Annotated in this window: 20 protein-coding genes; 11 read left to right on the top strand and 9 right to left on the bottom strand. The window is 55.6% G+C overall.

Going from position 1 to position 23,826, the window contains the following annotated elements; translation table 11 throughout:
* The first annotated feature begins 262 nt into the window (after positions 1 to 262).
* Both ACYVGU_RS00660 and ACYVGU_RS00655 read left to right on the top strand, forming a co-directional pair.
* Positions 263 to 3,457 (top strand): SusC/RagA family TonB-linked outer membrane protein, encoded by a 3,195-nt coding sequence (locus ACYVGU_RS00660; protein WP_460620484.1) that lies wholly within the window; start codon positions 263 to 265, stop codon positions 3,455 to 3,457.
* Between the two features lie 67 nt (positions 3,458 to 3,524).
* Complete coding sequence (locus ACYVGU_RS00655; RefSeq protein WP_460620483.1) at positions 3,525 to 4,967, top strand: RagB/SusD family nutrient uptake outer membrane protein; 1,443 nt, start codon at positions 3,525 to 3,527, stop codon at positions 4,965 to 4,967.
* A 102-nt stretch (positions 4,968 to 5,069) separates the two neighbouring features.
* Here the strand turns inward: ACYVGU_RS00655 and ACYVGU_RS00650 are convergent, their stop codons facing one another.
* From ACYVGU_RS00650 to ACYVGU_RS00640, 3 genes are all read right to left on the bottom strand, one after another.
* Positions 5,070 to 5,990: a nucleotidyl transferase family protein gene (locus ACYVGU_RS00650; RefSeq protein ID WP_460620482.1), complete on the bottom strand. Its 921-nt coding sequence runs from the start codon at positions 5,988 to 5,990 to the stop codon at positions 5,070 to 5,072.
* A gap of 150 nt (positions 5,991 to 6,140) precedes the next feature.
* The gene (locus ACYVGU_RS00645; protein WP_460620481.1) at positions 6,141 to 7,466 is read right to left on the bottom strand and encodes a sensor histidine kinase; all 1,326 of its coding nucleotides are present in this window, start codon (positions 7,464 to 7,466) and stop codon (positions 6,141 to 6,143) included.
* Positions 7,463 to 8,170 carry a response regulator transcription factor gene (locus tag ACYVGU_RS00640; RefSeq protein WP_460612995.1) on the bottom strand — a complete coding sequence of 236 codons (708 nt, stop codon included), beginning with the start codon at positions 8,168 to 8,170 and terminating at the stop codon, positions 7,463 to 7,465. The genes ACYVGU_RS00645 and ACYVGU_RS00640 overlap by 4 nt, the downstream gene beginning before the upstream one ends.
* A 342-nt stretch (positions 8,171 to 8,512) precedes the next feature.
* Between ACYVGU_RS00640 and ACYVGU_RS00635 the strand changes: the two genes are divergently transcribed.
* The 5 genes from ACYVGU_RS00635 to ACYVGU_RS00615 all read left to right on the top strand — a co-directional run bounded on the left by ACYVGU_RS00635 (position 8,513) and on the right by ACYVGU_RS00615 (position 13,838).
* Complete coding sequence (locus tag ACYVGU_RS00635; RefSeq protein WP_460612996.1) at positions 8,513 to 9,226, top strand: pirin family protein; 714 nt, start codon at positions 8,513 to 8,515, stop codon at positions 9,224 to 9,226.
* Between the two features lie 192 nt (positions 9,227 to 9,418).
* Positions 9,419 to 9,997 (top strand): nitroreductase family protein, encoded by a 579-nt coding sequence (locus ACYVGU_RS00630; RefSeq protein ID WP_460620480.1) that lies wholly within the window; start codon positions 9,419 to 9,421, stop codon positions 9,995 to 9,997.
* A gap of 2 nt (positions 9,998 to 9,999) precedes the next feature.
* Positions 10,000 to 10,710 carry a pirin family protein gene (locus ACYVGU_RS00625; protein WP_460620479.1) on the top strand — a complete coding sequence of 237 codons (711 nt, stop codon included), beginning with the start codon at positions 10,000 to 10,002 and terminating at the stop codon, positions 10,708 to 10,710.
* Positions 10,711 to 10,912: 202 nt separating this feature from the next.
* Entirely contained in the window at positions 10,913 to 13,360 is a 2,448-nt protein-coding gene (locus ACYVGU_RS00620) for a S9 family peptidase (protein WP_460620478.1), read from the top strand.
* Between the two features lie 184 nt (positions 13,361 to 13,544).
* Positions 13,545 to 13,838 (top strand): glycine zipper domain-containing protein, encoded by a 294-nt coding sequence (locus ACYVGU_RS00615; RefSeq protein WP_460620477.1) that lies wholly within the window; start codon positions 13,545 to 13,547, stop codon positions 13,836 to 13,838.
* A gap of 83 nt (positions 13,839 to 13,921) precedes the next feature.
* On the opposite strand, the gene ACYVGU_RS00610 is transcribed toward ACYVGU_RS00615, so the two are convergent.
* On the bottom strand, positions 13,922 to 14,971 hold the full coding sequence (locus tag ACYVGU_RS00610; RefSeq protein ID WP_460620476.1) for a class I SAM-dependent methyltransferase: 1,050 nt from the start codon (positions 14,969 to 14,971) through the stop codon (positions 13,922 to 13,924).
* A gap of 204 nt (positions 14,972 to 15,175) precedes the next feature.
* Positions 15,176 to 16,042 (bottom strand): hypothetical protein, encoded by an 867-nt coding sequence (locus tag ACYVGU_RS00605; RefSeq protein WP_460620475.1) that lies wholly within the window; start codon positions 16,040 to 16,042, stop codon positions 15,176 to 15,178.
* A 915-nt stretch (positions 16,043 to 16,957) separates the two neighbouring features.
* Between ACYVGU_RS00605 and ACYVGU_RS00600 the strand changes: the two genes are divergently transcribed.
* Complete coding sequence (locus ACYVGU_RS00600; RefSeq protein WP_460620474.1) at positions 16,958 to 17,542, top strand: hypothetical protein; 585 nt, start codon at positions 16,958 to 16,960, stop codon at positions 17,540 to 17,542.
* Between the two features lie 96 nt (positions 17,543 to 17,638).
* Here the strand turns inward: ACYVGU_RS00600 and ACYVGU_RS00595 are convergent, their stop codons facing one another.
* Entirely contained in the window at positions 17,639 to 17,779 is a 141-nt protein-coding gene (locus ACYVGU_RS00595; RefSeq protein WP_460613004.1) for a hypothetical protein, read from the bottom strand.
* A gap of 199 nt (positions 17,780 to 17,978) precedes the next feature.
* Here ACYVGU_RS00595 and ACYVGU_RS00590 point away from each other — a divergent pair, with 199 nt between their 5' ends.
* Positions 17,979 to 18,560, top strand: a complete 582-nt coding sequence (locus ACYVGU_RS00590) for an HPP family protein (RefSeq protein ID WP_460620473.1) — start codon at positions 17,979 to 17,981, stop codon at positions 18,558 to 18,560.
* Here the strand turns inward: ACYVGU_RS00590 and ACYVGU_RS00585 are convergent.
* Positions 18,532 to 19,299 carry a DUF72 domain-containing protein gene (locus ACYVGU_RS00585; RefSeq protein WP_460620472.1) on the bottom strand — a complete coding sequence of 256 codons (768 nt, stop codon included), beginning with the start codon at positions 19,297 to 19,299 and terminating at the stop codon, positions 18,532 to 18,534. The two genes, ACYVGU_RS00590 and ACYVGU_RS00585, sit on opposite strands and share 29 nt — an antisense overlap.
* 17 nt (positions 19,300 to 19,316) lie before the next feature.
* Positions 19,317 to 19,811 (bottom strand): DUF2243 domain-containing protein, encoded by a 495-nt coding sequence (locus ACYVGU_RS00580; RefSeq protein WP_460620471.1) that lies wholly within the window; start codon positions 19,809 to 19,811, stop codon positions 19,317 to 19,319.
* A gap of 510 nt (positions 19,812 to 20,321) precedes the next feature.
* Here ACYVGU_RS00580 and ACYVGU_RS00575 point away from each other — a divergent pair.
* Positions 20,322 to 20,615, top strand: a complete 294-nt coding sequence (locus ACYVGU_RS00575; protein ID WP_460613008.1) for a hypothetical protein — start codon at positions 20,322 to 20,324, stop codon at positions 20,613 to 20,615.
* An 84-nt stretch (positions 20,616 to 20,699) separates the two neighbouring features.
* On the opposite strand, the gene ACYVGU_RS00570 is transcribed toward ACYVGU_RS00575, so the two are convergent.
* On the bottom strand, positions 20,700 to 21,440 hold the full coding sequence (locus tag ACYVGU_RS00570; RefSeq protein WP_460620470.1) for a DUF72 domain-containing protein: 741 nt from the start codon (positions 21,438 to 21,440) through the stop codon (positions 20,700 to 20,702).
* A gap of 244 nt (positions 21,441 to 21,684) precedes the next feature.
* Here ACYVGU_RS00570 and ACYVGU_RS00565 point away from each other — a divergent pair, with 244 nt between their 5' ends.
* On the top strand, positions 21,685 to 23,808 hold the full coding sequence (locus ACYVGU_RS00565) for a prolyl oligopeptidase family serine peptidase (RefSeq protein WP_460613010.1): 2,124 nt from the start codon (positions 21,685 to 21,687) through the stop codon (positions 23,806 to 23,808).
* The last annotated feature ends 18 nt before the right edge of the window (positions 23,809 to 23,826 follow it).

Genomic DNA, 23,826 nt, shown 5'->3' with positions numbered 1-23,826 from the left:
CTAGGTCTCATTACAGCTCAAACCCCGCTACACTAGCGGGAAGGCCTTTTTGCGCCCTGTATTTTCGTTTACATCAAGACCTCAGAACGCGAAATTCGGTGCATTAATACATTTTATATAGGGCATATTTTAGGTGTTTTTTGTTGCGATATTTACAATTAAAGAATATTAATATTAAAAATTACATTGCCTACCGTTGTTCAGCTTATGATTATTACCTTTATTAGCTCTCGATATTGATTTAACCCCTAATACCGTACGCATGAAGAAAAGTTTACTCTTGTGCCCTCTTGTGGTGTTGGCACTCACTGGCCAGGAAGCATGGGCACAAACCCAAACAGTTTCCGGGCGGGTAGTTGGAGCTGACGGTGCCGCGCTGCCGGGCGTTACCGTTATTGTGAAGGGAGGTTCGCAAGGGACATCAACAGACAGTGATGGTCGGTACACCTTATCGGTGCCAACCACGGCTACAACCCTCGTATACTCGTTTATTGGCTACAGCCCCAAGGAAGTAGCAATAGGCGGACAATCCTCTATTAACGTTTCGCTTTCCTCGAGCGCCACCGGCCTCGATGAAGTGGTGGTAGTAGGCTACGGCCTGACCCAGTCGCGCCGCGACCTGACGGGCTCCGTATCCAGCATCAGTGCCGCCCAAATTGCTAACAAGCCTGTTCAAAGCTTTGAGCAGACCCTGCAGGGTCAGGCTCCCGGCGTGAACATCACTACCCCTAACGGGGTACTGAACAACCCACCCGTAATCCGGATCCGGGGTGTGAACTCCATCAGCCTGAGCTCCGCGCCGCTGTTTGTTATCGACGGTATTCCGGCGTTTAGCGGCAACAGCTCGGCCGTAGGCAGCGTGCCCAACAACCCGCTCAGTAACATCAACCCCAACGACATTGAGAGCGTGGAGGTGCTGAAAGATGCATCGGCTACCGCTATCTACGGTTCGCGGGCAGCGGGTGGCGTTATTCTGGTTACGACCAAGCGTGGCAAGCGCGGCCAGAGCAAAGTGTCGCTTGACTCGTGGGTGGGCTGGTCGAAGCCAGTGCGCCTGTACGACATGCTGAATGCTTCGGAGTACATCGGCATTAAGAACGAAGCTGTTCGGAACCTGAACGCTAACCGGGCTGCTATTGGCCAGCCAGCTACCAACGTAGAAGGCTTCCGTCCTACCCTCGATGCCAACGGCAATGCCGTAGACACCCGCTGGTACGACTACATCTACCGCACGGGCTTCTCGTCGTCGAACAACATCAACTTCAGCGGCGGCACCGAGAAAACCACCTATTATACCTCGGTAGGCTACACCGACCAGAAGGGTATGCTGGAGCGCAACACCTTTAAGCGCGCTTCTGCCCGTCTGAACATCGACCACAAACTCTACGACCGGTTCAGCATCGGAGCCCGGGTAGGCTACTCCAACACCCGCAACTCTTCGCCTAACTCCGGCTCCGTAGCCGATGGTGCCTTCGGCACGGCTGGTTTGGGCCGTCTGCCCCTGGTATTGCCGCCCAACATACCCGCGTTCAATCCGGATGGCAGCTACAACACTAGCGGTGCCGGCATTGGCCCCGGTGCCAACCTCAACCCTGCCTCTACTACGGGTGCACCGCTGTTGCCAGGGTATTATAACCCCCTCGTAGACCTGGAGAACAACTACTTCAACTCCGACGGCAACGAAATTCAGGGTAGCGTATATGCTAACTTGGAAGTGCTGAAAGGTCTGAAGCTGCGCACCAACTTCGGTATCTATAACATCGCCTTCGAAGACAAAGCCTTCTATACTCCCATTGCTGGCGACGGTTTTAATGCCGGTGGTCAGGCTCTGAATTATTACCGCACTAACAAGCGCTGGAACTGGCAGAACACGGCCCAGTACGACGTGAGCCTGGCGGAGAAGCACAACATTTCAGTGCTGGGTGGTATGGAGCAGCAGCACACCGAAACCGACCGTTGGGGTGCCAGCCGCACTGGTGTAGCCGACCCCTTCTTTACTACCTTCCAGGGTAACTTCACCAACGTTGCCGTAGATGGCAATTTCCAGGGCGAAAACTACCTGCTCTCCTACTTTGGCCGGGCTGACTACAACTTCAGCAAGAAGTACATTGCTTCGGTAACTTTCCGCCGTGACGGTTACTCTGCTTGGGCCCAAAAATGGAGTAATTTCTACGGTGCGTCCGCAGGCTATGCTATTTCGGAAGAAGAATTCTGGAAGAACTCTTCAGTGCTGAGCCGCGTGAACTTCCTGAAGCTGACCGGTAGCTACGGCGAGGTAGGTAACAGCAACGGCATCGATGACTTCGTTTCGCTGAACCTCTACAACTCAGGTCTGTACGCTGCCGCTCCTACGCTTGCCTTCAGCAACGCAGGTAACCGCCAGCTGACCTGGGAAACCAGCAAGAAAACCGACGTTGGCTTGTCCTTCGCCGTACTTGATGAGCGCATTCAGGGCGACGTGGGATACTACAAGAACTTGGTAGACGGCCTGATTCTGGGTGTTCCCCAGTCGCCTTCCAAGGGTATTCCTAACAACTCCATCTTCGCCAACGTGGGCTCCATGCAGAACACGGGCATTGAGATGAACCTGCGCGTAACGGCCATCAACACGCCGAACTTCAACTGGTCGGTGAATGGTAACATCACTACCCTGAAAAACGAAGTGCTAACCCTGGCTACCGAAGGCCAGCGGATTGGTACGGCTACTTCAGGCCTTGAAGTTGTGAACTTCACGGAAGTAGGGCGCTCGGTAGGTGAGATTCTGGCAGTTCGCTCGGTAGGGGTTAACCCGGCCAACGGTCGTCGGATGGTAGAGAAAAAGAATGCTGATGGTACCGTAACAGTAGTACAGTACAACCACCTGGGTGGTGGTAGCGGCTGGACCCGCTTGGACGGCACCGCCACTTCGGCTCCTTCGCAGCTCGCTGACGGGGTGTACTTCGGCCCAGTGCTGCCAACGTGGTACGGTGGTCTGGATAACACCTTCCGCTATAAAGGCATTGACTTAGGCGTGTTTGTTCAGTTCTCCGGTGGTAACTACATCTACAACGGTACCAAATCTGGTTTGCACGATCAGCGCTTCTGGAACAACGAGCGAGATATCCTCGACCGCTGGACTCCCGAGAACCCGAACGGCGAATGGCCTCGCGTAGTGTACGGCGATAACGTTTCCAACGGCTCGGCGCTGGTTATGTCGCATAACGTGGAGAAAGGTGACTTCGCTCGTCTGCGCAACGTGTCATTGGGTTATACCCTCAATCAGGATTTGTTGAACCGCATTGGCGTAGGTAGTGCCCGCTTCTATGTGCAAGTACAGAATGCTGCTTTGCTGACTAAATACTCGGGGATTGACCCTGAGATTTCGACTAATGGCAGCGCTAACCTAGGTGCCGGCGTCGACCGGAACTCGGTAGGTCAGGCCCGTACGTACACGGTAGGTTTCAACATTGGCTTCTAATTCATTTCGTCTGATGAAGACATTTAAACATAAGGTTACTATAGGTATTTGCACGGCTTTATTGGGTTTGGGAACCTTTTCCTGTAAGGAAGAGCTCCTGGACCCACAGCCAAGAACCTCCATCTTTAGCGAAGTAGCATTTGACACCCCAACGCGCATTGCCCTGCAGGTAAACAACCTGTACGATTACGTGAAGTCAGGCAGCTTTTTGGGTGGTCGCTACCAGGTGTACGGAGACATTCGGGCTGATGATTTTCTGAACCGTACCTCTAACTTGGTTACAGGTGCTGCTGTGTGGAATCACACCCTCACCGAGGCGTCGCAGAACGATGTTATCAGCTTGTGGGGAGCAGCTTACCAGGCCATTAACCAGATCAACGTGTTTCTGGCCGGCATGGAAGCTAACTCGGCTAAATTCGTAGCACCAGCCTTCCCTGCCACGTTTGCCGCTACCTCCCTCAACTACCAGGGTGAGGCCCGTTTGCTACGTGCCCTTAGCTACTACTCATTGCTGCAGTACTACGCTCGCCCGTATGCTGATGGCAATGGCAGCAAGCCCGGTGTACCGCTGCGGCTGCAGGCTGAAACCGGCCAGGACAACAACGACCTGGCCCGCGCCACGGTAGCACAGGTATACGACCAGATTTTGGCTGACCTGAACTTTGCTGAGCAGAACCTGCCGCTCACACAAGGTGCCGCTGCACAGAACATAAGCCGGGCCCATCGCAACACGGCTATTGCCCTGAAAACCCGGGTATACCTGAGCATGGGCCGCTACGCCGACGTGATTACGGAAGCAAACAAGATTGTTTCGGAAGCGGCACCATTCTCGGCTACCAGTGGAGTTGCTCACGCCCTGAATCCTTCGATTGCCGCAGTATTCGCTACTGGTTCGGCGTCCTCGGAGCTTATTCTGGCGTTCCCGTTTACTGCTCAGGACGCACCTGGTACTCAAAACCAACTGGGTTATTACTACAACGCCCCTCTGCCTGCAGGGGCAGGTGGCAACGGAGAATATAGCTTAAACACCTCAGGTATTCTGGCTAACCCGGCCTTTGCAGCTACTGATGCGCGGCGCACTGCCCTAATGACAACGTTTGGCACTGAGGTATACCTGAAGAAGTACGCGGCACCTAGCCCGTTCACCGATAACGCTCCGGTTATCCGGTACTCGGAGGTACTGCTGAACCTGGCCGAAGCGCTGGCCCGCACCGGCGGCTCGGAAACCCGGGCGCTGGCACTGCTGAATGCCGTACGGGGCCGCTCTAACCCAGATGGTGTTTACACTGCCGAGAGCTTTACCTCTCCGACGGCCTTAGTAGATGCCATTTTACTGGAGCGCCGTATTGAGTTCCTAGGGGAAGGCATCCGCAATAGCGACATTATGCGCTTACTCGTACCCATTCCTGGCAAAGGCTCGGTGAGTGCGGTACAACCTACAGAAACACTCTACATCTGGCCGATTCCTTCAACGGAACTCCAAACCAACAAACTGGTAACTCGCAACTAATAAGCGGACGTTACAACCACTAAAAAGCTCCTTTGACATTGTCGGAGGAGCTTTTTTTATGGTCTGAATTCACATCGGTTTCTGCACGGTTTACTAGGCCTGCTAGTAGCTTAAACCTTGCAGTAAGTCAGAGAGGGAAAGCTGGGCGGTTGGGGGTATGGGAAGGCCTAGTAACTGCGCCACGGCTCGGTACACAACCTGCACGGAAGCTGCTTCCTCCACAATCCCCCTTTGGTGGCCTGCCTGCGTTGATTTGGACAGCTTTTGGCCTGCCTCGTCTACTATCAGCCCATGATGCAGAAAATGCACAGTTTCAAAGCTCGCCTGGCCCGGCAGGAAAGGTGCCAGCCAGAGCTGGGCCGCCGTGCTGGGCAGTAAGTCGAGGCCGCGCACAATGAGCGTGGTGCCCAGGCGCACATCATCTACTACGGAAGCCACCTGGTACGCCGCCGTGCCGTCTTTCTTACGCACTACAAAGTCGCCGAGCTGTTGCGCCAACTGACAGCTGAGCCGCCCCTGCAGCAAATCCGGAAAGCTAACTTCTGTACTACTAGGCACATGGGCACGCCAGACGGTTTGAGGCGCATCAGGGGGTAGCGCGAGGGGGCGGCAGGTTTCGGGGTAGCGGCCATTGGGTAGGGCCAGACGGGCCAGCTCAGAGCGGGAGCATCGGCAGGCGTAGAACAAGCCCGGGTGAGCTATACGGGCGGCCTGCAACACGGCTTCATACTCCTCTAGAAAATGGCGCTGCGAGAAATGCCGCTCAAACTCATCGGGGCCGGTGGGGCCTTGGTCGTAATCGAGGCCTAGCCAGTCCAGGGTCCGGAAGATGTTGTCGAGGTAGGCGGGACGAAACCGGGCGCGGTCCAGGTCATCGATGCGCAGGTGCAGCGTGCCGCCAGTCCGGCGCGTGAGCAGCCAGGTAAGCGTGAAGTTAACCGCATTGCCCAAGTGCAGAAAGCCACTGGGCGTAGGGGCCAAACGCGAAACAACCGGAAAATCGGGTAACTGAAGCAAGGCCATAGCGCCGGCAAAATACTACCCGCCGCCGGGCTTTCCGTCACGCCCTGCCCTAGCAACGCCTGCCGCCCTGATTGCAGCCGCAAAAGCCGACCACATGCGCTGAGCCTGGTTGCTAGTCCTCCTATCAGGCCTAACCTCTGCCCTGATACTTCAGAAGCGCACAGGAGCCAGCCGCAGCCGGAACTCGGTGCCGTGTTCCGCATCGGAGGTTACGCTGATGCCAATGCCATGTAGCTGGGCAATGCTTTGCACCACCGCCAGGCCTAGTCCGTAACCTTCCGCCGCATCCGTATCGAAGCGCTGAAACCGCTCAAACACGTGGGCTAGGTGCTCGGGCGGAATTGGCTTGCCAGTATTCCGGATGCGCAGTTCGTAAGCATCATCCGGCAGGCGCTGACCGCGCAACTCAATCTGGCCGCCCGGTTGGTTGTATTTCACGGCGTTGCTGAGCAGGTTAGAGAGAAGCGTGAATATCAACGACCGGTTGGCGGGCTCCAGCACAGGCGCATCTGTTAGGTGCCACTGTACCTGCAACTGCTGCTCACTGATTCGGTCTTCCAGCTCCTCCAGCGCATCAGCCAAAACTTCCCCTATCGAAACCTGCTCCGTGAGGGCAAATTGTCCATTTTCTACCCGCGAAATCAGCAGCAAGGTGCGTAGCGTGGCTGTCAGGCGATGCAGAGTTTTCTGGGAGGCCACGAGTTGTGCTTCGGCTTCTTCGGGCAGATACTCGGCCCGCAACATGTTCTCGAAGCGGTTTTGCAGAATCGAAATCGGGGTCAGGAGCTCGTGCGAAGTATTGGCAATAAACTGCCGCTCCTGCTCAAACACCGACTGAATTTTGAGCAGCATTTCCTGAATACTGGCATCGAGGTACTGGAAGTCGGAGGTGGAGGTGCGCAAGGGCGGCTGGCGCGGCGGCGTAGGTCCGCGCACGGCCCGCAGCCGCTGCACAATATGGTCAACGGGTTGCAGCAGGTACCGAATCACGCCTAGCTCAAACAGCAGGGTTGGCAGCACCGCAAAGGCTAGTACAAAGGCCGCCAGCGTGCGTAGCAGCGAGTATACTTCCTCCAACGAGGCAATGCTTTTCCCAATTTCACAGGTGTAGGCTTGTCCGTTGTACGCCCCATTGTGGCGCAAGACCCGAAAATCAATTGGGGTGCCGTGCTGCAGGCGCGGAAAGGTACCAATGGTATCGGGCTGCTGGTTGGCGTGGGTCAGCTCAATGTCGATGAACTCATCCGGAAGCAGGTCGTAATGCGTGCGGCGCTGCGTAGTTACTTGTGGCAAAAACTCATCGAGGCCTACCTGCCGAATGCGCTCCTGCACTTGCGCCAGCTCCGTGCGCAATGCAGCATCGGTGTGGCTTATTACGAGGCTTTCAACTACCCACGGCAGCAATAGCAGCAGCACGGCTGCCATCAGCGCTTTTGACAGGACGCTGAGCAGAATCAGCTTTTGCTGCAGCTTCACGCTTCCGGCTCGGTTTGCTCGGGTTTCAGGCGGTAGCCAATACCGCGCACGGTTTCAATCCATTCCGCCTCAGGCTGATGTTGGGCCAACTTTTTGCGCACATTTTTCACATGCACATCAATGTAGTTTGAGTCGTGGTCGGCGCTTTCATTTACGGAGCCGCCCCAGATATGCTCGCTTAGCTGGAGGCGCGTGAGCACTTTGCCCCGGTGCAGCAACAGATAGTGCAGCAAATCAAACTCCTTGCGGGTGAGCAGCAATTGGTGGCTGCCGTAGCGCAGGCTTCGGTCGCTGAGGTCGAGCACAAACGGACCGAAGGTGAGCGTATCCTGCACCACGCCGTATTTGCGGCGGGTTACAGCCTGCATCCGGGAGCTTAACTCCAGCAACGAGTAGGGCTTGGGCAGGTAGTCGTCGGCGCCCAGATTGAGGCCGCTGATGCGGTCATCAACGGTGCCGCGGGCGCTAAGGATGATAATAGATGCGTGTTGATTCCGCTCCTGCCGCGCCTGAGCCAGCAGCTGCAACCCATCCTGATCTGGTAGGCCCAAATCCAAGAGTACAAAGTCATACTCATTCACAAACAGCATTTCCGACGCCTCACGCCCGGTGCGGGCAAAGTCGCAGTGGTAATGCTCCTCGTGGAGAAACAGGCCTAGCTCCCGTGCTAGTGCACGGTCGTCTTCAATGATCAGCACATTCATAGCTCAAAACTAACCGAAAGAGGCAGCCAGATGCATACGTACGCCACCAGAAATCAGCAATGCTATCCTGAGCAGCATGGTGAAACTAATGCTGCTCTACAGCCAAGGCTCGCTCCTACTGCCAGAAGTCAGGCTGCGCATTGGCAAAAGTTGAAGTTGACCAGAATACAGCATAATCTATAGTAAAACACAATCAATTAACAGCTAGCAGTTTACACATGTATTTACAACTACTAGCCAACTTATTTTGGAAAAACATAGGAGAAAATGAATCTTTGAGCTACAATCTATGTATGTACATATGATTGCAAGCACAGCTTTATCCTACTAGGTAGAAACATCATGCAAACCCTGCTTCATACCGCCAACACGCGCGGACACGCCAACCACGGCTGGCTTAACTCTTACCACACGTTCAGCTTTGCGGGCTACCAAAACCCCGACCGCATGCACTTTGGCGTACTGCGCGTGCTCAATGATGATACCGTGGCTGGTGGCATGGGCTTCGGCACGCACCCCCACGACAACATGGAAATCATCAGCATTCCGCTTTCCGGAACGCTGGAGCACAAAGACAACGCGGGCAACCACGGCATTATCCGCAACGGCGACGTGCAAGTAATGAGCGCCGGCACGGGCATTGCTCACAGCGAGAAAAACCACAGCCACACCGAGGAAGTGAAGTTTTTGCAGATTTGGGTGTTCCCGAACAAGCGCAATGTAAAGCCTCGCTACGACCAGCAAACCTTCCGGGCCGAAGACCGCCACAACCAGTTTCAGCAAATCCTCTCTCCTAACCCCGACGATGCCGGTGTTTGGATCCATCAGGATGCGTGGTTTCATCTGGCTGATTTTGAGGCAGGTTTTGCTACCGAGTACCAAGTGAAGAAGCCCGGTAACGGCGTGTATGTGTTCGTGCTGGACGGCGACGTGACCATAGGTGGCCAGGCCCTGCACCGCCGCGACGGATTCGGCATCTGGGACACCGATACATTCTCGGTTCAGGCCGGCTCTAATGCGCGCCTGCTGCTGATGGAAGTGCCGATGGCGCTGTAAGGCTGGCGCCTTACGCATCATTCCGCCACCAGGCAGCGTAGGGCGTAGCAACTTGCCGCAGCCTTCGGTAGGTTTACGACTGCTGAAGACCTAGGCGTTTTTACATGTACTTTTTTTACTGCGTAACCTACCCCTCGCTCTTTGTTTGGCCGTAGCGCAAACAATAGCGAGGAGTTTGGTTTACAGATTCATATGAAACACGCTCCCACCAATTTTCCGGTTCTCGAAACCATCCGTAAACGCTGGAGCCCCCGGGCCTTCGCCAGCTACCCCGTAGCGCCCGAAACGCTGGACCAAGTGTTTGAGGCTGCTTCATGGGCCGCCAGCGCCATGAATGAGCAGCCCTGGCGCTACATTTATGCCCACCACGCCGACCAAGAGACGTTCCAAAAAATGGTGGATTGTCTGCTGCCCGGCAACCAGCCTTGGGCCAAAAACGCGCCCCTGTTGATTCTGGCTTTGGCCAAAACGCAGTATGATAACGGCACACCCAATGGTGCCGCCCTTCATGATTTGGGTTTGGCCAACGGCAACCTGATTCTGGAAGCCACGGCGCTTGGCTTACACGGCCACTTTATGGGTGGCTTTGATGCCGCTAAAACCAAGGAGGTCTTCCAGCTACCCGATACCTTACAGCCCGTAGCCTTTATTGCGCTAGGCTACCTAGGCGCCGTTGAGCAGCTAGAGGAGCCGTTCCTGAGCCGCGAGAAAGCCGCCCGCCAGCGTAAATCCATTTCTGAGTTTGCCTTTCACGGGCAGTTGCCTTCCTAGCTATGCCATTTCGCCTAACCCCCGCCGCCGACCGAGGCCTGAAAGACATTGGCTGGCTCCAGAGCAATTTCTCGCTCAGCTTCGGGCCTTACGCCAACCCGGAGCGGGCTGGTTTTGGCCTGTTGCGCGTTTTCAACGATGATTTTGTGCAGGCGGGCAAGGGCTTCGGGCTGCATGCCCACGCCAACATGGAAATCATTTCGGTGATGCTGGCCGGCAGCATGAACCACAAAGACTCGCTAGGCTACTCCGAGGAAGTAACCCAGGACTGGGTTCAGATTATGAGTGCAGGTAGCGGCTTGCGCCATGAGGAATATAACATCGGCGACGATGAGGTAAACTTCCTGCAAATCTGGATTGAGCCCAAGCTGCAAAATATTACGCCGCGCTACCAGCGCCGCCATTTCCCGCGCGAAAAGCGCCGCAACCAGCTCACTACCATCGTGAGTAACGAGGAAGGCACGGCGCATTGCTGGATCAATCAGAACGCTAAGCTCAGCCTAGGAGCCTTTGATGCCGGACAGAGCCTAGCGTATCAGTTGAACCCGCTTAATAAATGTGTTTTTATCTTCCTGATGGAAGGCAGCCTTACCGTAAATGGGCAGCTATTAGCACAGCGGGAAAGCATTGGGCTGTGGGAAACTGACCTGATACAGATACAAATAGAGGGGGATAGCCAATTTATTGTGATTGAAGCTCCTATCAATCACTAGCTTAGCTTAAAGCTGCGTTTCAGCAACGCCAAGGCCACAAACAAGCCGACCTCTGTCATTCCGCTGACAGAGGTCGGCTTGTTTTTGCACTTTGGGTAAGCTGGGCGCTACGAAATTACGAGGAACAGAGTTGCACATTCTATAGAATATCTGCCAGAATGTACCGTCCTTTGCAGTAGTTTCCTGTTGCTTAACTTCTTCTATGAGAATACTTCGACTCACATTGGCTTTATGTGTGGGTGCGTCGAGCTTGGCCACGGCGCAAGACTTGCCTTACCAGACGCCTCCTAAAGCTATTGTTACCCTGGCAGAGGCTGCTCCAACGCCTCGCATCAGCTTTGCCTCCAACGGACAGTGGATGCTGCTGATGGATGTGCGCGACATGCCCTCTATTGCTGAGGTTAGCCAACCCGAGCTTCGGCTGGCTGGCCTGCGCATTAACCCCCGCACCAATGGGCCTAGCCGCGTGGCGTATGCCTCTACCCTGCGCTTACGTAAGCTACCCGATGGCAAAGAACTTCTGATTCAGGGCGTTCCGGCCAACGCGCGCATCAGCGACGTGCAATGGTCACCTGATAACACCAAGGTAGCTTTTACGCATACTACCAACAACCACGTAGAGCTGTGGATTGCCGATGTGGCCTCTGCTTCCGCTCGCTTGGTTCCAAACCTGTTCCTGAATGGCATCTTCGGAATGCCGTTTGAGTGGACTTCGGATAGCAAAACCATTATTGCCCGGGCCGTTGTGGGTGGCCGCGGTGAGGCTCCTAGCGCCCTGGACGCGCCGAAGGGCCCCACCATTCAGCAGAACGTAGGCCGCACCTCCGCAGCGCGTACCTACCAAGACTTGCTGAAAAGCCCCGTTGATGAGCGTCTGTTCGATTACTATGCCCTTTCGCAGGTAGTAAAAGTTGGCCTCGATGGCCGTATGGCGCCGCTGGGTCAGCCAGGCATTATTCAGCAGTCGTCGCCTTCGCCGAACGGCCGTTTTGTGCTGGTGCGCACCCGCCACCGCCCCTACTCCTACACCTTGCCCGTAACCAGCTTCCCGCAACGCCTGGAAGTACTGAACCTGGAAGGCCTAATAGTAAAGGAGCTGGCCGATGTACCTCTGGCCGATAACGTACCCACCAGCTTTGATGCCGTGCCAACCGGCCCACGCAACTTTGGCTGGCGCGAAGATGCCCCCAATACGGTGTATTGGGTAGAAGCTCAGGATGGCGGTAACCCCAAAACCGAAGCTGCCGTGCGCGATAAGATTTTCGCGGTAGCTGCTCCGTTTGACGCGCAACCCCAGGAACTGGCCGCACTACCCCTGCGCTTCCGCTCCATTCAGTGGGGCAACGACAAGCTGGCGCTGGTAGAAGGCTACCGCTGGGCCGACCGCAAGGAAACGACCTGGACGCTGGACCTAGCTACCAAAACCTCCCTCACGCCGCTGTTTGAGCGCTCATCGCAAGACACCTACACCGACCCCGGCACGCCCTATCTGCACCGGAACGCCCTAGGCCGCTACGTGCTGGCAACCGATGGCACCGGCGACGTGGTGTATTTCATCGGGGATGGAGCTTCGCCGGAAGGCGACCGTCCGTTCATTGATGAGTTGAACGTACGCACCAAGAAAAGCCAGCGTTGGTGGCGCTCCGAGGCGCCGTACTACGAAGTACCAGTAGCCATCCTCGACCCTGCCAAGCGAGTGTTTGTTACGCGCCGCGAGTCAGCGCAGGAGGTGCCTAACTTCTTCCTACGCGATGCGCCGAGCCTGAAACTGACGCCCCTCACCAAGTTCACGAACCCCTACGCTAGCATTGGCAATCTGCAGAAGCAGGTGCTGAAGTACAAGCGTGCCGATGGTGTGGAGCTGACGGCCAACCTCTACCTACCCCCGAACTACAAGAAGGAAGACGGCCCCTTGCCTACCCTCATGGAGGCATACCCCGTTGAGTTTAAGGACAAAAAAGACGCCAGCCAGGTAAAAGGCTCGCCTTACACGTTCGCGCGCCTCAACTGGGGCTCGCCGGTGTTCTGGGTAACGCAGGGCTACGCCGTGCTGCAGGGCACCAGCATTCCGATTGTGGGCGAGGGCAGCAAAGAGCCGAACGATACGTACGTGGAGCAGCTCACGGCTTCAGCCAAAGCGGCTATTGACGAAGGCAAGCGTCTGGGCGTAGTTGATCCGAACCGCGTGGCGGTAATGGGCCACAGCTACGGTGCTTTTATGACGGCCAACTTGCTCGCGCATACCAACCTGTTTAAGGCTGGTATTGCCCGCAGCGGCGCGTACAACCGCACGCTCACGCCGTTCGGTTTCCAGGGCGAAGAGCGCACGTTCTGGGAAGCACCGGAGGTGTACAACGCTATGTCGCCGTTCAACTTCGCTAACAAAATCAAAACCCCGATTCTGCTGATCCACGGCGAGGCCGATAACAACTCCGGCACATTCCCCATCCAGAGCGAGCGGTTCTACAACGCCCTGAAAGGCAACGGCGCTACGGTTCGCTACGTGGTGCTGCCGGCTGAATCGCACGGCTATGCCGCCCGTGAGTCCATCATGCACATGCTGTGGGAAATGAACACCTGGCTCGACACGTATGTGAAGAAAGCCGGCCCTGCTCCTGCTTCTGATAACACCAAGGCTGACGCTCGATAAGCATCAACACCCTAGTAAATCCACTACCCCCGGACCGCTGGTTCGGGGGTATTTTTTTGCCTTTCCTGACTCCGGAAGAACTGCTTGTAGCTGAACTGTAAAATATGGACTGATACACAACCCGTTTTTTCTGGTGTGCGTTTAAGCTCTACACACGTTTCTCTCAGTGTTAAAGAACGAAACCATGAAAACTTTCAAGATATATGCGGCTATGCTTTCGGCCTTGTTTGTACTGGAAAGCACGGTAGTAACCTCACAAGCTGAAGCCCAAACCAGAACCCGCAAAGGCTGGAGTAAAAAAGGCAAAGGCGCTGCAATTGGCGGCGGTGCTGGTGTTGTAACCGGTGCTGTGGTAGGTGGCACGAAAGGAGCCGTAGTTGGCGGTGTAGCCGGTGCTGCAGCTGGCGGCTTGATTGGCCGTAAGAAAGACAAAAAGAAAGACCGCGCCCGCTACGAGCAGTACACGCGCAAAGACTAGCTAGTACATCACCCACCCGGGCAAAAAGCCCCCAGGCCGCAGTGGCTTGGGGGCTTTTTAGTTGGTTTGGGCCTAGTGGAGGGCTAGCAGCCACAGCTGCCGGCTGCCGCATCAGGTGTACCAACTGTGGCAGTAGGGCCACAATCAAACAACCCAAAATGCTGGCTTTGGTCGCCGAGGACGCGGAAGTGCGGGGCGTAGCGGGTTTGGCTGACCATAGCGGCCGTATTGCCGCACACTAGCATGGGGCGGCCGGTTTCAAAGCGGTGGTGGTCATCGAGCACAAAGGCGTGCGCGTGGCCGGGCACCGTACCTAGGTAAGTAGCTACCTGCCCGTGGTCTTCGCAGCGGTCTTCTAGCTCGGGCAGCTTGAAGGCGCGCACGGTAAGCGAGTAGAACCCAATATTGCCTACTTTCTCCTCAATTTCAGGGTTGCCTATGGTGAGGCGGCGGCTGGCCGTGAGGCGATAGTCCTGAATGCCCAGGCGAGCGAGCAGCCGGCGAAAATCCTCGGTATAGAGGGCGCCGCTCAGGCACTCGCCGTACAGTACGGGGTCTTGGCGCAGGCTTTCCGGAATGCGGCGGTCAGCAAATACGTCGGAGATGTGCAGCTCGCCGCCGGGCTTCAGCACCCGGAATATTTCGCGGTATGTAGCCTCTTTATCAGTGCTGAGGTTGATGACGCAGTTACTCACCACGATATCCACACTGTTATCGGCCAGGTCAGCTGTGCGCAGATCCTCGATGTAGCCATGACGGAACTCAACGTTGGGGTTGGTATAGCCAAAGCGGGTAGTATGCGCCGCTACGTGCCGACGCGCCACATCCAGCTGCTCCTCCGTCATATCTACCCCAATTACCCGGCCTGCCTCCCCGACCAGCTTCGAGAGCAGGAAGGCGTCGCGGCCGCTGCCCGAGCCCAGATCCAGAACGGTGCAGCCTTCCACGGCCGGTGGCACGGCTACGCCGCAGCCGTAGTATTTGTCGAGCACCTCGGGCTCTAGCTGGGCCAGAATGCGGCGGTGTTCCAAGGGGATGTCATCGGTGCAGCAGGCATTGGTTTGCAAATCCTTTTGGGTTTGCAATTGGCGGCCGTAGTAGTCCTGAACCTGTTGTTGGGTGAGTTCTTCCATAATATGTAAGCAATGTAGCTACCAGAATGCTTCGGGCGCTGCCTACCACCTACGGACCACTATAGAGGCTGGTTTGTTTGAAACCAGAAGCAGCCCGCAGCAAATGCAAGCAGTACGCAGAAGAGAGCTAACGACGCACGAAAGGGCAGCCTAATGGCTGCCCTTTCTTATCACGAACAATAGTTCACCCTAATTTACTCATTACTAGTCGCAGCTGGGAACCCCGCTTTGACCTTCGTTATACTTGGCCAAGGCATCGGTAAGTGCACTGGTGCTGCTAGGCGACAGATAACCAGTAAGAATAGATTGGCCGTTAATCAATGCATCAGCCTGAGCGATGACCGTGCTGATAGGACCTGCATATGCACCATTAATAATGTTGAGCTTGGCAGCAATCAGCTGGTGCGCGAGCGAAATCAAGCCATTTCCTTTAACCGGAGTGTTTAAAATTGTCTGTAGTTGCGCAGCTGTGTAGTATGTGGTTCCAAGCTTAAACCCAGCTGTATGCCACTGGTTGGTGTTATTACCCGTTGGAGTTGGGCCGTGGGTTTTCCAGTAACCTTGCGTATGGGTGCAACCCAAGTCTTTGGGAGGGCAAGGCTTGGTGGAGCATTTAATCTCGCAGCTGTAGGGGCTGCAAGCATAGTAGCAACCATCTAGTGTATAGGCATTGGTGGAGGCACGGAATACGTAGCACTTGCCGCAGTCTAGGTTTTCAATGCAGATTATCTTGCACTCATAGGGCTTAAGACAGATATCATAGTTCTTGGTCTGGCACTTGCTCCAGTCTTCACCGTCTTTTTTCCACTGTATGGTAAAACCTTTCGGGGCGCCTGAAGCGCCAGCTTTCACCTCAATGGTAATGGAATGGTCGGTGCTGCTCAGGCATTTAATTGTGGGTATAGACGCTTGTTTAACAATGGTATTGTCGCTGGATGTTACACTAACGTTGTCCTTCTGGGGTTCTACATCGGCCTTGTCGCAGCTTGTAAACACTATGGATGCCGAAAGTAAAGCAGCTGGCAGCAGCTTGAGCCAGCGTGTAAGTAGAGAGGTGGTGAGGGTTTTCATAACGGTTGAGGGGAAGGTGTGTGGTACACTAAAGTTTGTTTTTCAGGAAGCATAAAGCACGTGCTACCAGCGAAGCGTTTTCACGCAAGGCTTCATGGTAACCACTTGGGGAAGTAGCGGGGCAGAAGAGGCATCAGGCGGGCAGACTAGCGGCGCGTGGGCACACAAGGGACCGATTGGCCTGCTACCAGGACAAGCGCCGCTCCAACAGGCTCAGCAGATAAAGGGAAGACAGGGCTTCTGGTCACTCCTAGGCAGTGCCGTGCCCTGAACCGGAAGACCGTGTGGCTGCGCGCCAACCAAACGGCTCCTGTAGGTGCCACAGCCTGCATCCGTCGGGGCCCCGACGCGACGCAGCTATGACGGGCAGTACAGAGCAGCTACAAAGCCGCCTTTACCGCAAATGCACTGATACGAGCATATCAGGCCGAAAAGAAAGATAGTGTGGGGATACTGGGGCTCAGGCAACAGCTGCCGCGTACTAGGGCACTCATGCGCTTAAACCGAAGGGCGTTACTACCCTGAATTACTACAGCCGGCTATTACCCGGGAGGATTATGGAGTAAGAATTCACTAGCCTTAGGTCTGGCCTCAACCCCTTCTGCCTGTTGCTAAGAGGCAGGGCGTATGGGTAGGGCATTTCCAGCGCCTATAAAGCACTGGTCCGCAGCACAAAATCAACTTCTATTCAAGTATAGACATAAACCTTGTGTAACGCAATCATTATTTCAGATAATTTTAATCTTTTTTATTGTTTAGTTACCATTTATTATACGCTTATGTATAATGTACAACCAATTCCATTTACGCAAGAACGCCCTTACCATGACGTAGGAAAAGGAAAGGTGCGGCATAACCTTATCAGGGTTAGATAGGTATTTCAGGATAGTACTACTCCCTTACTTTTCTGCCCCTATGACCATCATACGCACCTTTACAGCCGATACGGAAGCAGCCCTGTGGCAACAGATTACTGCTGATATGGCGCAGCAGGAGAACCTGCTTGATTACAGCGCCGACTTACATCAGGGAGGCTACCACATCTGGTTTGAGCTAGATATCGACCTAGGCGGGGGCTTTGAGGGCGGCTATGAGTTCACCACCTTTTCGGCGGTACTGCCTGGTCGGCCCTCCTTTCACTTTGCCCTGCACAAACAGGATTGGGTGCATGAAATTGGCAAGGTACTGGGCCTGACCGACGTGGAACTGGGCGACCCGGAAGTGGATGCGGCTTTTATTATTACTACCAATGATGCCGCCGCCCTGCAAGCCCTGCTTGCTGACCCCAACATCAGGGCCACACTGCTGAAGTACCCCGAAATGCGCCTGACGCTCTCGCCGGCTACCCACGAGCCCAATGCTGAGGTGCTGCTAACCTACAATCTGGAACAGGCCCTTACCGAACCCGATCAGCTGCAGGAAATCTACCACCTGATCTATACGCTTCTGCAGCGCTTGGCACCCATTTCTGCCCCGGGCCTAATGCCACCCGTGATGTAAGGTCCGAGAAATCCATTCAGAGCAACGCCAGCAGCCCGGAACTACCTCCTGCATAGAGGGTAGTTCCGGGCTGCTGGCGTTGGAAAGGAAGGTGAGCTAGTGGCCGGGAATAATGCCGATCAGGCGCAGCAGCCAACCAAACAGATAAACGGCTGGAATCATGAGGGCGTAGGCCCACCAGGGCATGTGCGTTAGCCGGTAGCCCAGGCCCATGTATCTTCTTGGTCTCGTTTCCATGGCAGTAATGTGTAGAGGATCTTACTGAAGATAAAGTATTTACCTTCAAAATGCAAGCCTCCAGTCTGTTGGCAGGTAGTGCCGCGTGCTTACCTAACCGATGGGGTGCTTACTTTTGGGGCGTACTAGGGCCCCAGCGGCTGGTAACCCCAACAACATCCATGGAACGGTGGGCCCAGCTGCATTGGGGGAGTTGCAGATGAGAGAGAAACTACGACACCGCATGCGCCGGGCGCGCTATATTTTCTACCAGGAAACACTGTTCGATTTTCGAGAGCACCTCTGGACGTTTCTGGGCTCGTTTGTGGGTATTGGCTTGCTGGGTTGGCTTAACAGCACCTTCCTCTCCCCCACCGACAACCTATTCCTGATTGCCTCCTTCGGCGCTTCTTCCGTCCTGATTTATGGCATCATCAATAGCCCACTAGCCCAGCCGCGCAACCTGATAGGTGGCCACGTGCTGTGTGCATTGGTAGGCGTTACGGTGCAGCAGCAGCTCCCCCACCCCTTGTGGCTAGCGGCGGCGCTGGCCGTGTCCGTATCCATTGTTTTGATGCAGGTAACGCGCACGCTACACCCGCCCGGCGGCGCTACGGCCCTCATGGCCGTTATCGGGTCTGAGAAGCTGAAAGCGCTAGGGTACTGGTATGTAGTAAGCCCCGTGTTGAGCGGCGTGATTATTCTGTTTTTGGTGGCCCTCATTTTCAACAACGCTACCTCGCACCGCAGCTACCCGGCCAACAAAAGCTGGTTTAAAATCTGGCAGCGCCGCTACCACTAGCCTCGGTTTGCGCTCCAACCAAGGCTAGCAGGTACTTGGCATCGTTGATAGCGGAGGCATCGATGTCGTTGTTGAAGTACAGGTAGGCTTCCTGTACGCCCGGGGCGGCCTCTATTTCGGTGGCTACGCGCTGCAGAAACGCCGGGCTATACGGCGACTTATATAGCTCCGGCACGCCGTGAAAGCGGTAGTACACCAGCCCAGTAGTGGTTACTACCTCATCGGGGAGGTGCGGGTGACTTTGACCCACGAAGGCAATGTTCAGCTGAGCGAGCTCCTGGTACACGTGGCCCATCCACCAGCTGGGGTGCCGGAACTCTACCACGTTTTGAAAAGCGGGGTCCAGGCTTTCCAGGATGCGGTGCAGGCGCTCCTCGGAGTAGCTCAGGCGCGGTGGCAGCTGAAACAGCACTGGCCCCAGTTTTTCGCGCAGCCCTTCCTGCACAATGCCGTAGAAATCGGCGAGCAGCTGCTCGGTGGCGTGGAACTGCTTGTAGTGCGTAATGAGGCGGGGTGCTTTTACCGAGAACCGAAAATCGGGCGAGCTTTGCTGGTACCAGTTTTCCAGCGAGGACAGCTGCGGGAAGCGGTAAAACGTCACGTTCAGCTCCAGGGTCCGGAAATGCTGGCCGTAAAACTCAAACCAGCGGCGCTGCGGTAGTTTTTCGGGGTAGAAGGTGCCTTTCCAGTGCTTGTAATGAAAGCCCGAGCAGCCAATATGATAGGTGGGAGCAGCCATGCAGTACAGAAAACGGGTTACCGTACGAAATGCGCTGGGGTAGCATCGTGGCGCCCCGCCCGGATAAGCCCCAGCCCACCTAGCACCTGCGCAGCCCCAAACCCCAGAAACGCCAGGTCGGCGGGCAGCTTGTTCTCCGTGTACTCAACTACGTGGTGGAGGCCTAGCAACTGATGATCAATGAGGCCTTCCAGCACGTTGAACAAGCCCCAGCCCAGTACCAGCGCCCCGCCAAATGTCCGGCCCGACCATGGTACATCGGGCCGGCTACCAGCGGCCCAAAGCAGGCGCAGCCCAATGGCCGTCATTACCCACACCGCTGCATGGAAAACCCCATCCCAATACATATTGACTTTGGCCGCGACCAAGTTGTCGGGCGGCAGCTGATTGGAGAGCATGTTGTGCCACTGCAGAATCTGGTGCAGCACAATGCCATCCACAAAGCCTCCTAGCCCTGCTCCCATCAGCAAGCCGGCGGCAATCAGCGGGGTACGGTAAAGCGGTTCAGTCATGAGCAGAAGGGGCTGTGAAGTGTTTCTGAAGGGTTGGCGCGTAAAACAGACCTAGGCCCAGAACCAGCAGTATCCCAACAGGCAAAAGCAAAACCACCAGAGTAGCGGAGTACTCTGCGGTATGAATCTGGGCCTGCACTTTGGGCCGGCATACGCGGCAGGCCCACGCGCCCGGGCCCAGCAGCAGCAACAACAAGCAAATAAACCCAGCAGCGAATAGCCTTTTGCGCATAGTCAGCAACGAAACGAGGGTATGCCAGGAGGTACGTTGCGGTAGGCTTTGAAGGTTATGTCGAGCTAGCACCCTGGTACTACTGCACGCTGGCGCAGCAATCCAGTAAACCCCTGACCTTCAGCAGATGTAACGCGCGTTATGACAAGGTTTTTTGCTACCACGCATGCAACTGCACCAGCCCGGCCGCGTAAGATTTGGGGAGGCAGCACTGGCGAAACTCAGCCATTAGAACTGCTGCGTATCAGCTCTTTTCGTCACGTTAACCTACTACCGCTATGTCAAAGCAATCTGGAAAACGCAGTCAGGGCGACCCCAAGGCCGGACCTAACACGAACGATAAAATCAGCAACCAATCATCGGAGCAGGCACAGCACAGTGGCTCTACCGATCAGGATCGGTCCGTGCGCAGCGGCCTATCAGGGCAGGCAAGCCAACCGCACGTAGCCACGGGCAACCGGCCCGAAGATTTCAAGCAGAAGATAGCCGGCAACATGGACAGCGGAACCGGCATGACGGGCCCTACTGACAAAGGCGGTCGGCGCTCCAACAACCAGAATAACGAGGACTAAGCACCCTTGCTGCAATTCAGTGTATGCCAAACCGGCCTCCGCCAGCAATGAGCTAGCGGAGGCCGGTTTGGTTACAACACGAGGCTAGTGCTGCTCAGCTGTTACAAGTTGCTGAAACTCCAGCGCATTCAGGGCGCCCACGCCGCCCACGCCATTGTTGAAATACACGTAGGCTTCCTGCACCTGCTCAGCCGTTTCTATTTCAGTGGCAATGCGCTGCAGAAATACCGGGCTGTACGGCGACTTGTACAGCTCCGGCACGCCGTGAAAACGGTAGTACACGGTGGGCGTATTGGCCACTACCTCATCGGGGAGCGGCAACGGGTGGCTCTGGCCCACGAAACTGACGCCGTGGCGCGCCAACCGCCGGAACACTTCTCCATCCCACCAGCTCGGGTGCCGCAACTCCAGTACATTCAGGAAATCCGGATCCATGGCCTCCAGAATCCGGTCCAGGTATTCTTCGGTGTACGCCGATTTAGGGGGTAGCTGAAACAGAATGGGCCCGAGCTTTTCCTTGAGGCCTTCCCGAACGGTGGCGTAAAAATCGGCGAGAATGGGCAGGGCTTCAGGGCCAAACTTCTTGTAGTGCGTCACCTGCCGCGGGGCTTTCACAGCAAACCGAAAATCGGGCGGGCTTTGGTCGTACCACTGCTCGAAGGCCTTCAGCTCGGGCATGCGGTAGAAAGTTACGTTCAGCTCCAGCGTGTTGAACTGGGTGCAGTAGTACGCAAACCACTTACGCGGCGGCAGCTCCGGCGGATAGAAGACACCTTTCCAGTCGCGGTAGGAAAAGCCGGAACAACCGATATAGTAAGCAGGCATAAGCAAGGAGAAGGTAAAAAAGGCATTTTGCTGACGCTAAGTGGATTCAGTACGCACGCCGGGGCTCATTTGGCTACTACGGTTCAGGTGTTATAGCCAGGTAGTAATTGGCTCACAACCCTGCGCGCCCTGTTTTCTTAGGTACTTACCAGAGCATAGCCAGAGCTCGGCGCCGCTTCTTATCTTGCATCTGACAGCCTGCGCTGGTCAGATGCTTTCTTCTCTTGCTTTCCATTCCTACCCAATGAAAAGACTATTTCCAACGCTGGCAGTCCTGCTGGCTGGCTACCAGGCGGCGGCCCAGGGGCCTATCAAAACCATGCCCTACCCCCAAACCAAAAAGGTAGACACGGTAACGACGTACTTCGGCACCAAAGTGGCCGACCCCTACCGCTGGCTGGAAAACGACCAGGCCGAGGACACCAAAGCCTGGGTGCAGGAAGAAAACAAGGTTACGCAGGGCTATCTGGCCCAGATTCCGTACCGCGAAGCCATCCGCAAGCGCCTCGAAACACTCTGGAACTACGAGAAATATGGCGCGCCTTTCAAGGAGGGCAAGTACACCTACTTCTCAAAAAACACGGGCCTGCAAAGCCAGTCGGTGCTGTACCGGCAGCTAGGCACGGGCGCACCCGAAGTATTCCTCGACCCCAACCAGTTTTCCAAAGACGGTACTACCTCGCTGGCGGGCATCAACTTCACCAAAGATGGCAGCCTAGCCGCTTACCAGATTTCGGAGGGCGGCTCCGACTGGCGCAAGGTGATTGTGCTGAAAACGGCCGATAAGAGCATTGTCGGTGATACGCTCAAGGACGTGAAGTTCTCGGGCTTGGCCTGGAAGGGCAACGACGGATTCTACTACAGTTCCTACGACAAGCCCACTACCGGCAGCCAGCTAGCCGGCAAAACCCAGATTCATAAGCTCTATTACCACAAACTGGGCACCAAGCAAAGCACCGACCAGCTGGTGTTTGGGGGCGAGAAAACCCCGCGCCGCTACATCGGCGCTTATCTTACCGAAGACGAGCGCTTCCTGGTTATCAGCGGCGCTAATACCACCACCGGCAACGAGCTCTACATTCAGGACCTGAGCAAGCCGGGCAGCCCCATTGTACAGGTAGTAGACAATGAGAAAAACGAAGTAGGCGTGCTCGACAACGTGGGCAGCAAGCTCTACATTGAAACCAACCTGAACGCGCCCAATAACCGCGTAGTAACCGTGGATGCGGCCAACCCCAAACCAGCCAACTGGAAAGACCTGATTCCGGAAACCAAAAACGTGCTGCGCGCCAGCACCGGCGGCGGCAAAATCTTCGCCAATTACCTGAAAGACGCTACCTCCCTCATTGAGCAGTATGATATGAGCGGCAAGAAGGAGCGCTCCATCACGTTGCCCTCTGTGGGTACGGCCGGCGGCTTCGGCGCCAAGAAGAACGAGAAGGAAACGTACTACACCTTCACGTCCTACATCTATCCGCCCACCATTTTCAAGTACGATATTGCCACCGGCAAATCCACGGTGTGGAAGAAGGCTGGCGTGCAGTTCGACCCTAGCAAATTCGAGTCGAAGCAGGTGTTCTACACCTCCAAAGACGGCACCAAAATTCCGATGATCATCACCCACAAAAAAGGCTTGGTGATGAACGGCAAGAACCCCACGCTGCTCTATGCCTACGGTGGGTTCAATTCCAGCGTAACCCCCAGCTTCGGTACCAGTACCATCATTCTGCTTGAAAATGGCGGTATTTATGCCGTTCCTAACATTCGGGGCGGGGGCGAGTATGGCGAGAAATGGCACCTAGCCGGCACCAAGCTCCAGAAGCAAAACGTGTTCGACGACTTTATTGCCGCCGCCGAATATTTGATGAAAAACAACTACACCTCGAAAGACTACTTAGCTATTTCGGGTGCTTCCAACGGTGGTTTGCTGGTGGGCGCTACCATGGCCCAACGCCCCGACCTGTTTAAGGTGGCTTTCCCGGCCGTAGGCGTAATGGACATGCTGCGTTACAACCAGTTTACGGCCGGTGCTGGCTGGGCCTATGACTATGGCACGGCACAGGACTCCAAGGAAATGTTTGAGTACCTCTACAAATACTCGCCCTACCACGCCCTAAAGCCCGCCTCCTACCCTGCTACCATGGTTACTACCGCTGACCACGACGACCGTGTAGTACCGGCCCACTCCTTTAAGTTTGCCTCCAAGCTGCAGGAAAGCCAGAAGGGCAGCGCCCCGGTGCTTATCCGCATCGAGACGAAGGCCGGCCACGGCGCCGGCCGCTCCACGGCCCAGGTTATCAGTGAGCAGACCGACAAGTGGGCGTTCCTGTTCCAGAACATGGGTGTGCCGTACAACGCAGTAAACTAAGCGGTTTCCTTTTTGCTG

Source organism: Hymenobacter tenuis (assembly GCF_054780495.1).
The sequence above is the reverse complement of the archived record's forward strand: the minus strand, read 5'-3'. Positions and strand labels throughout refer to the sequence as shown.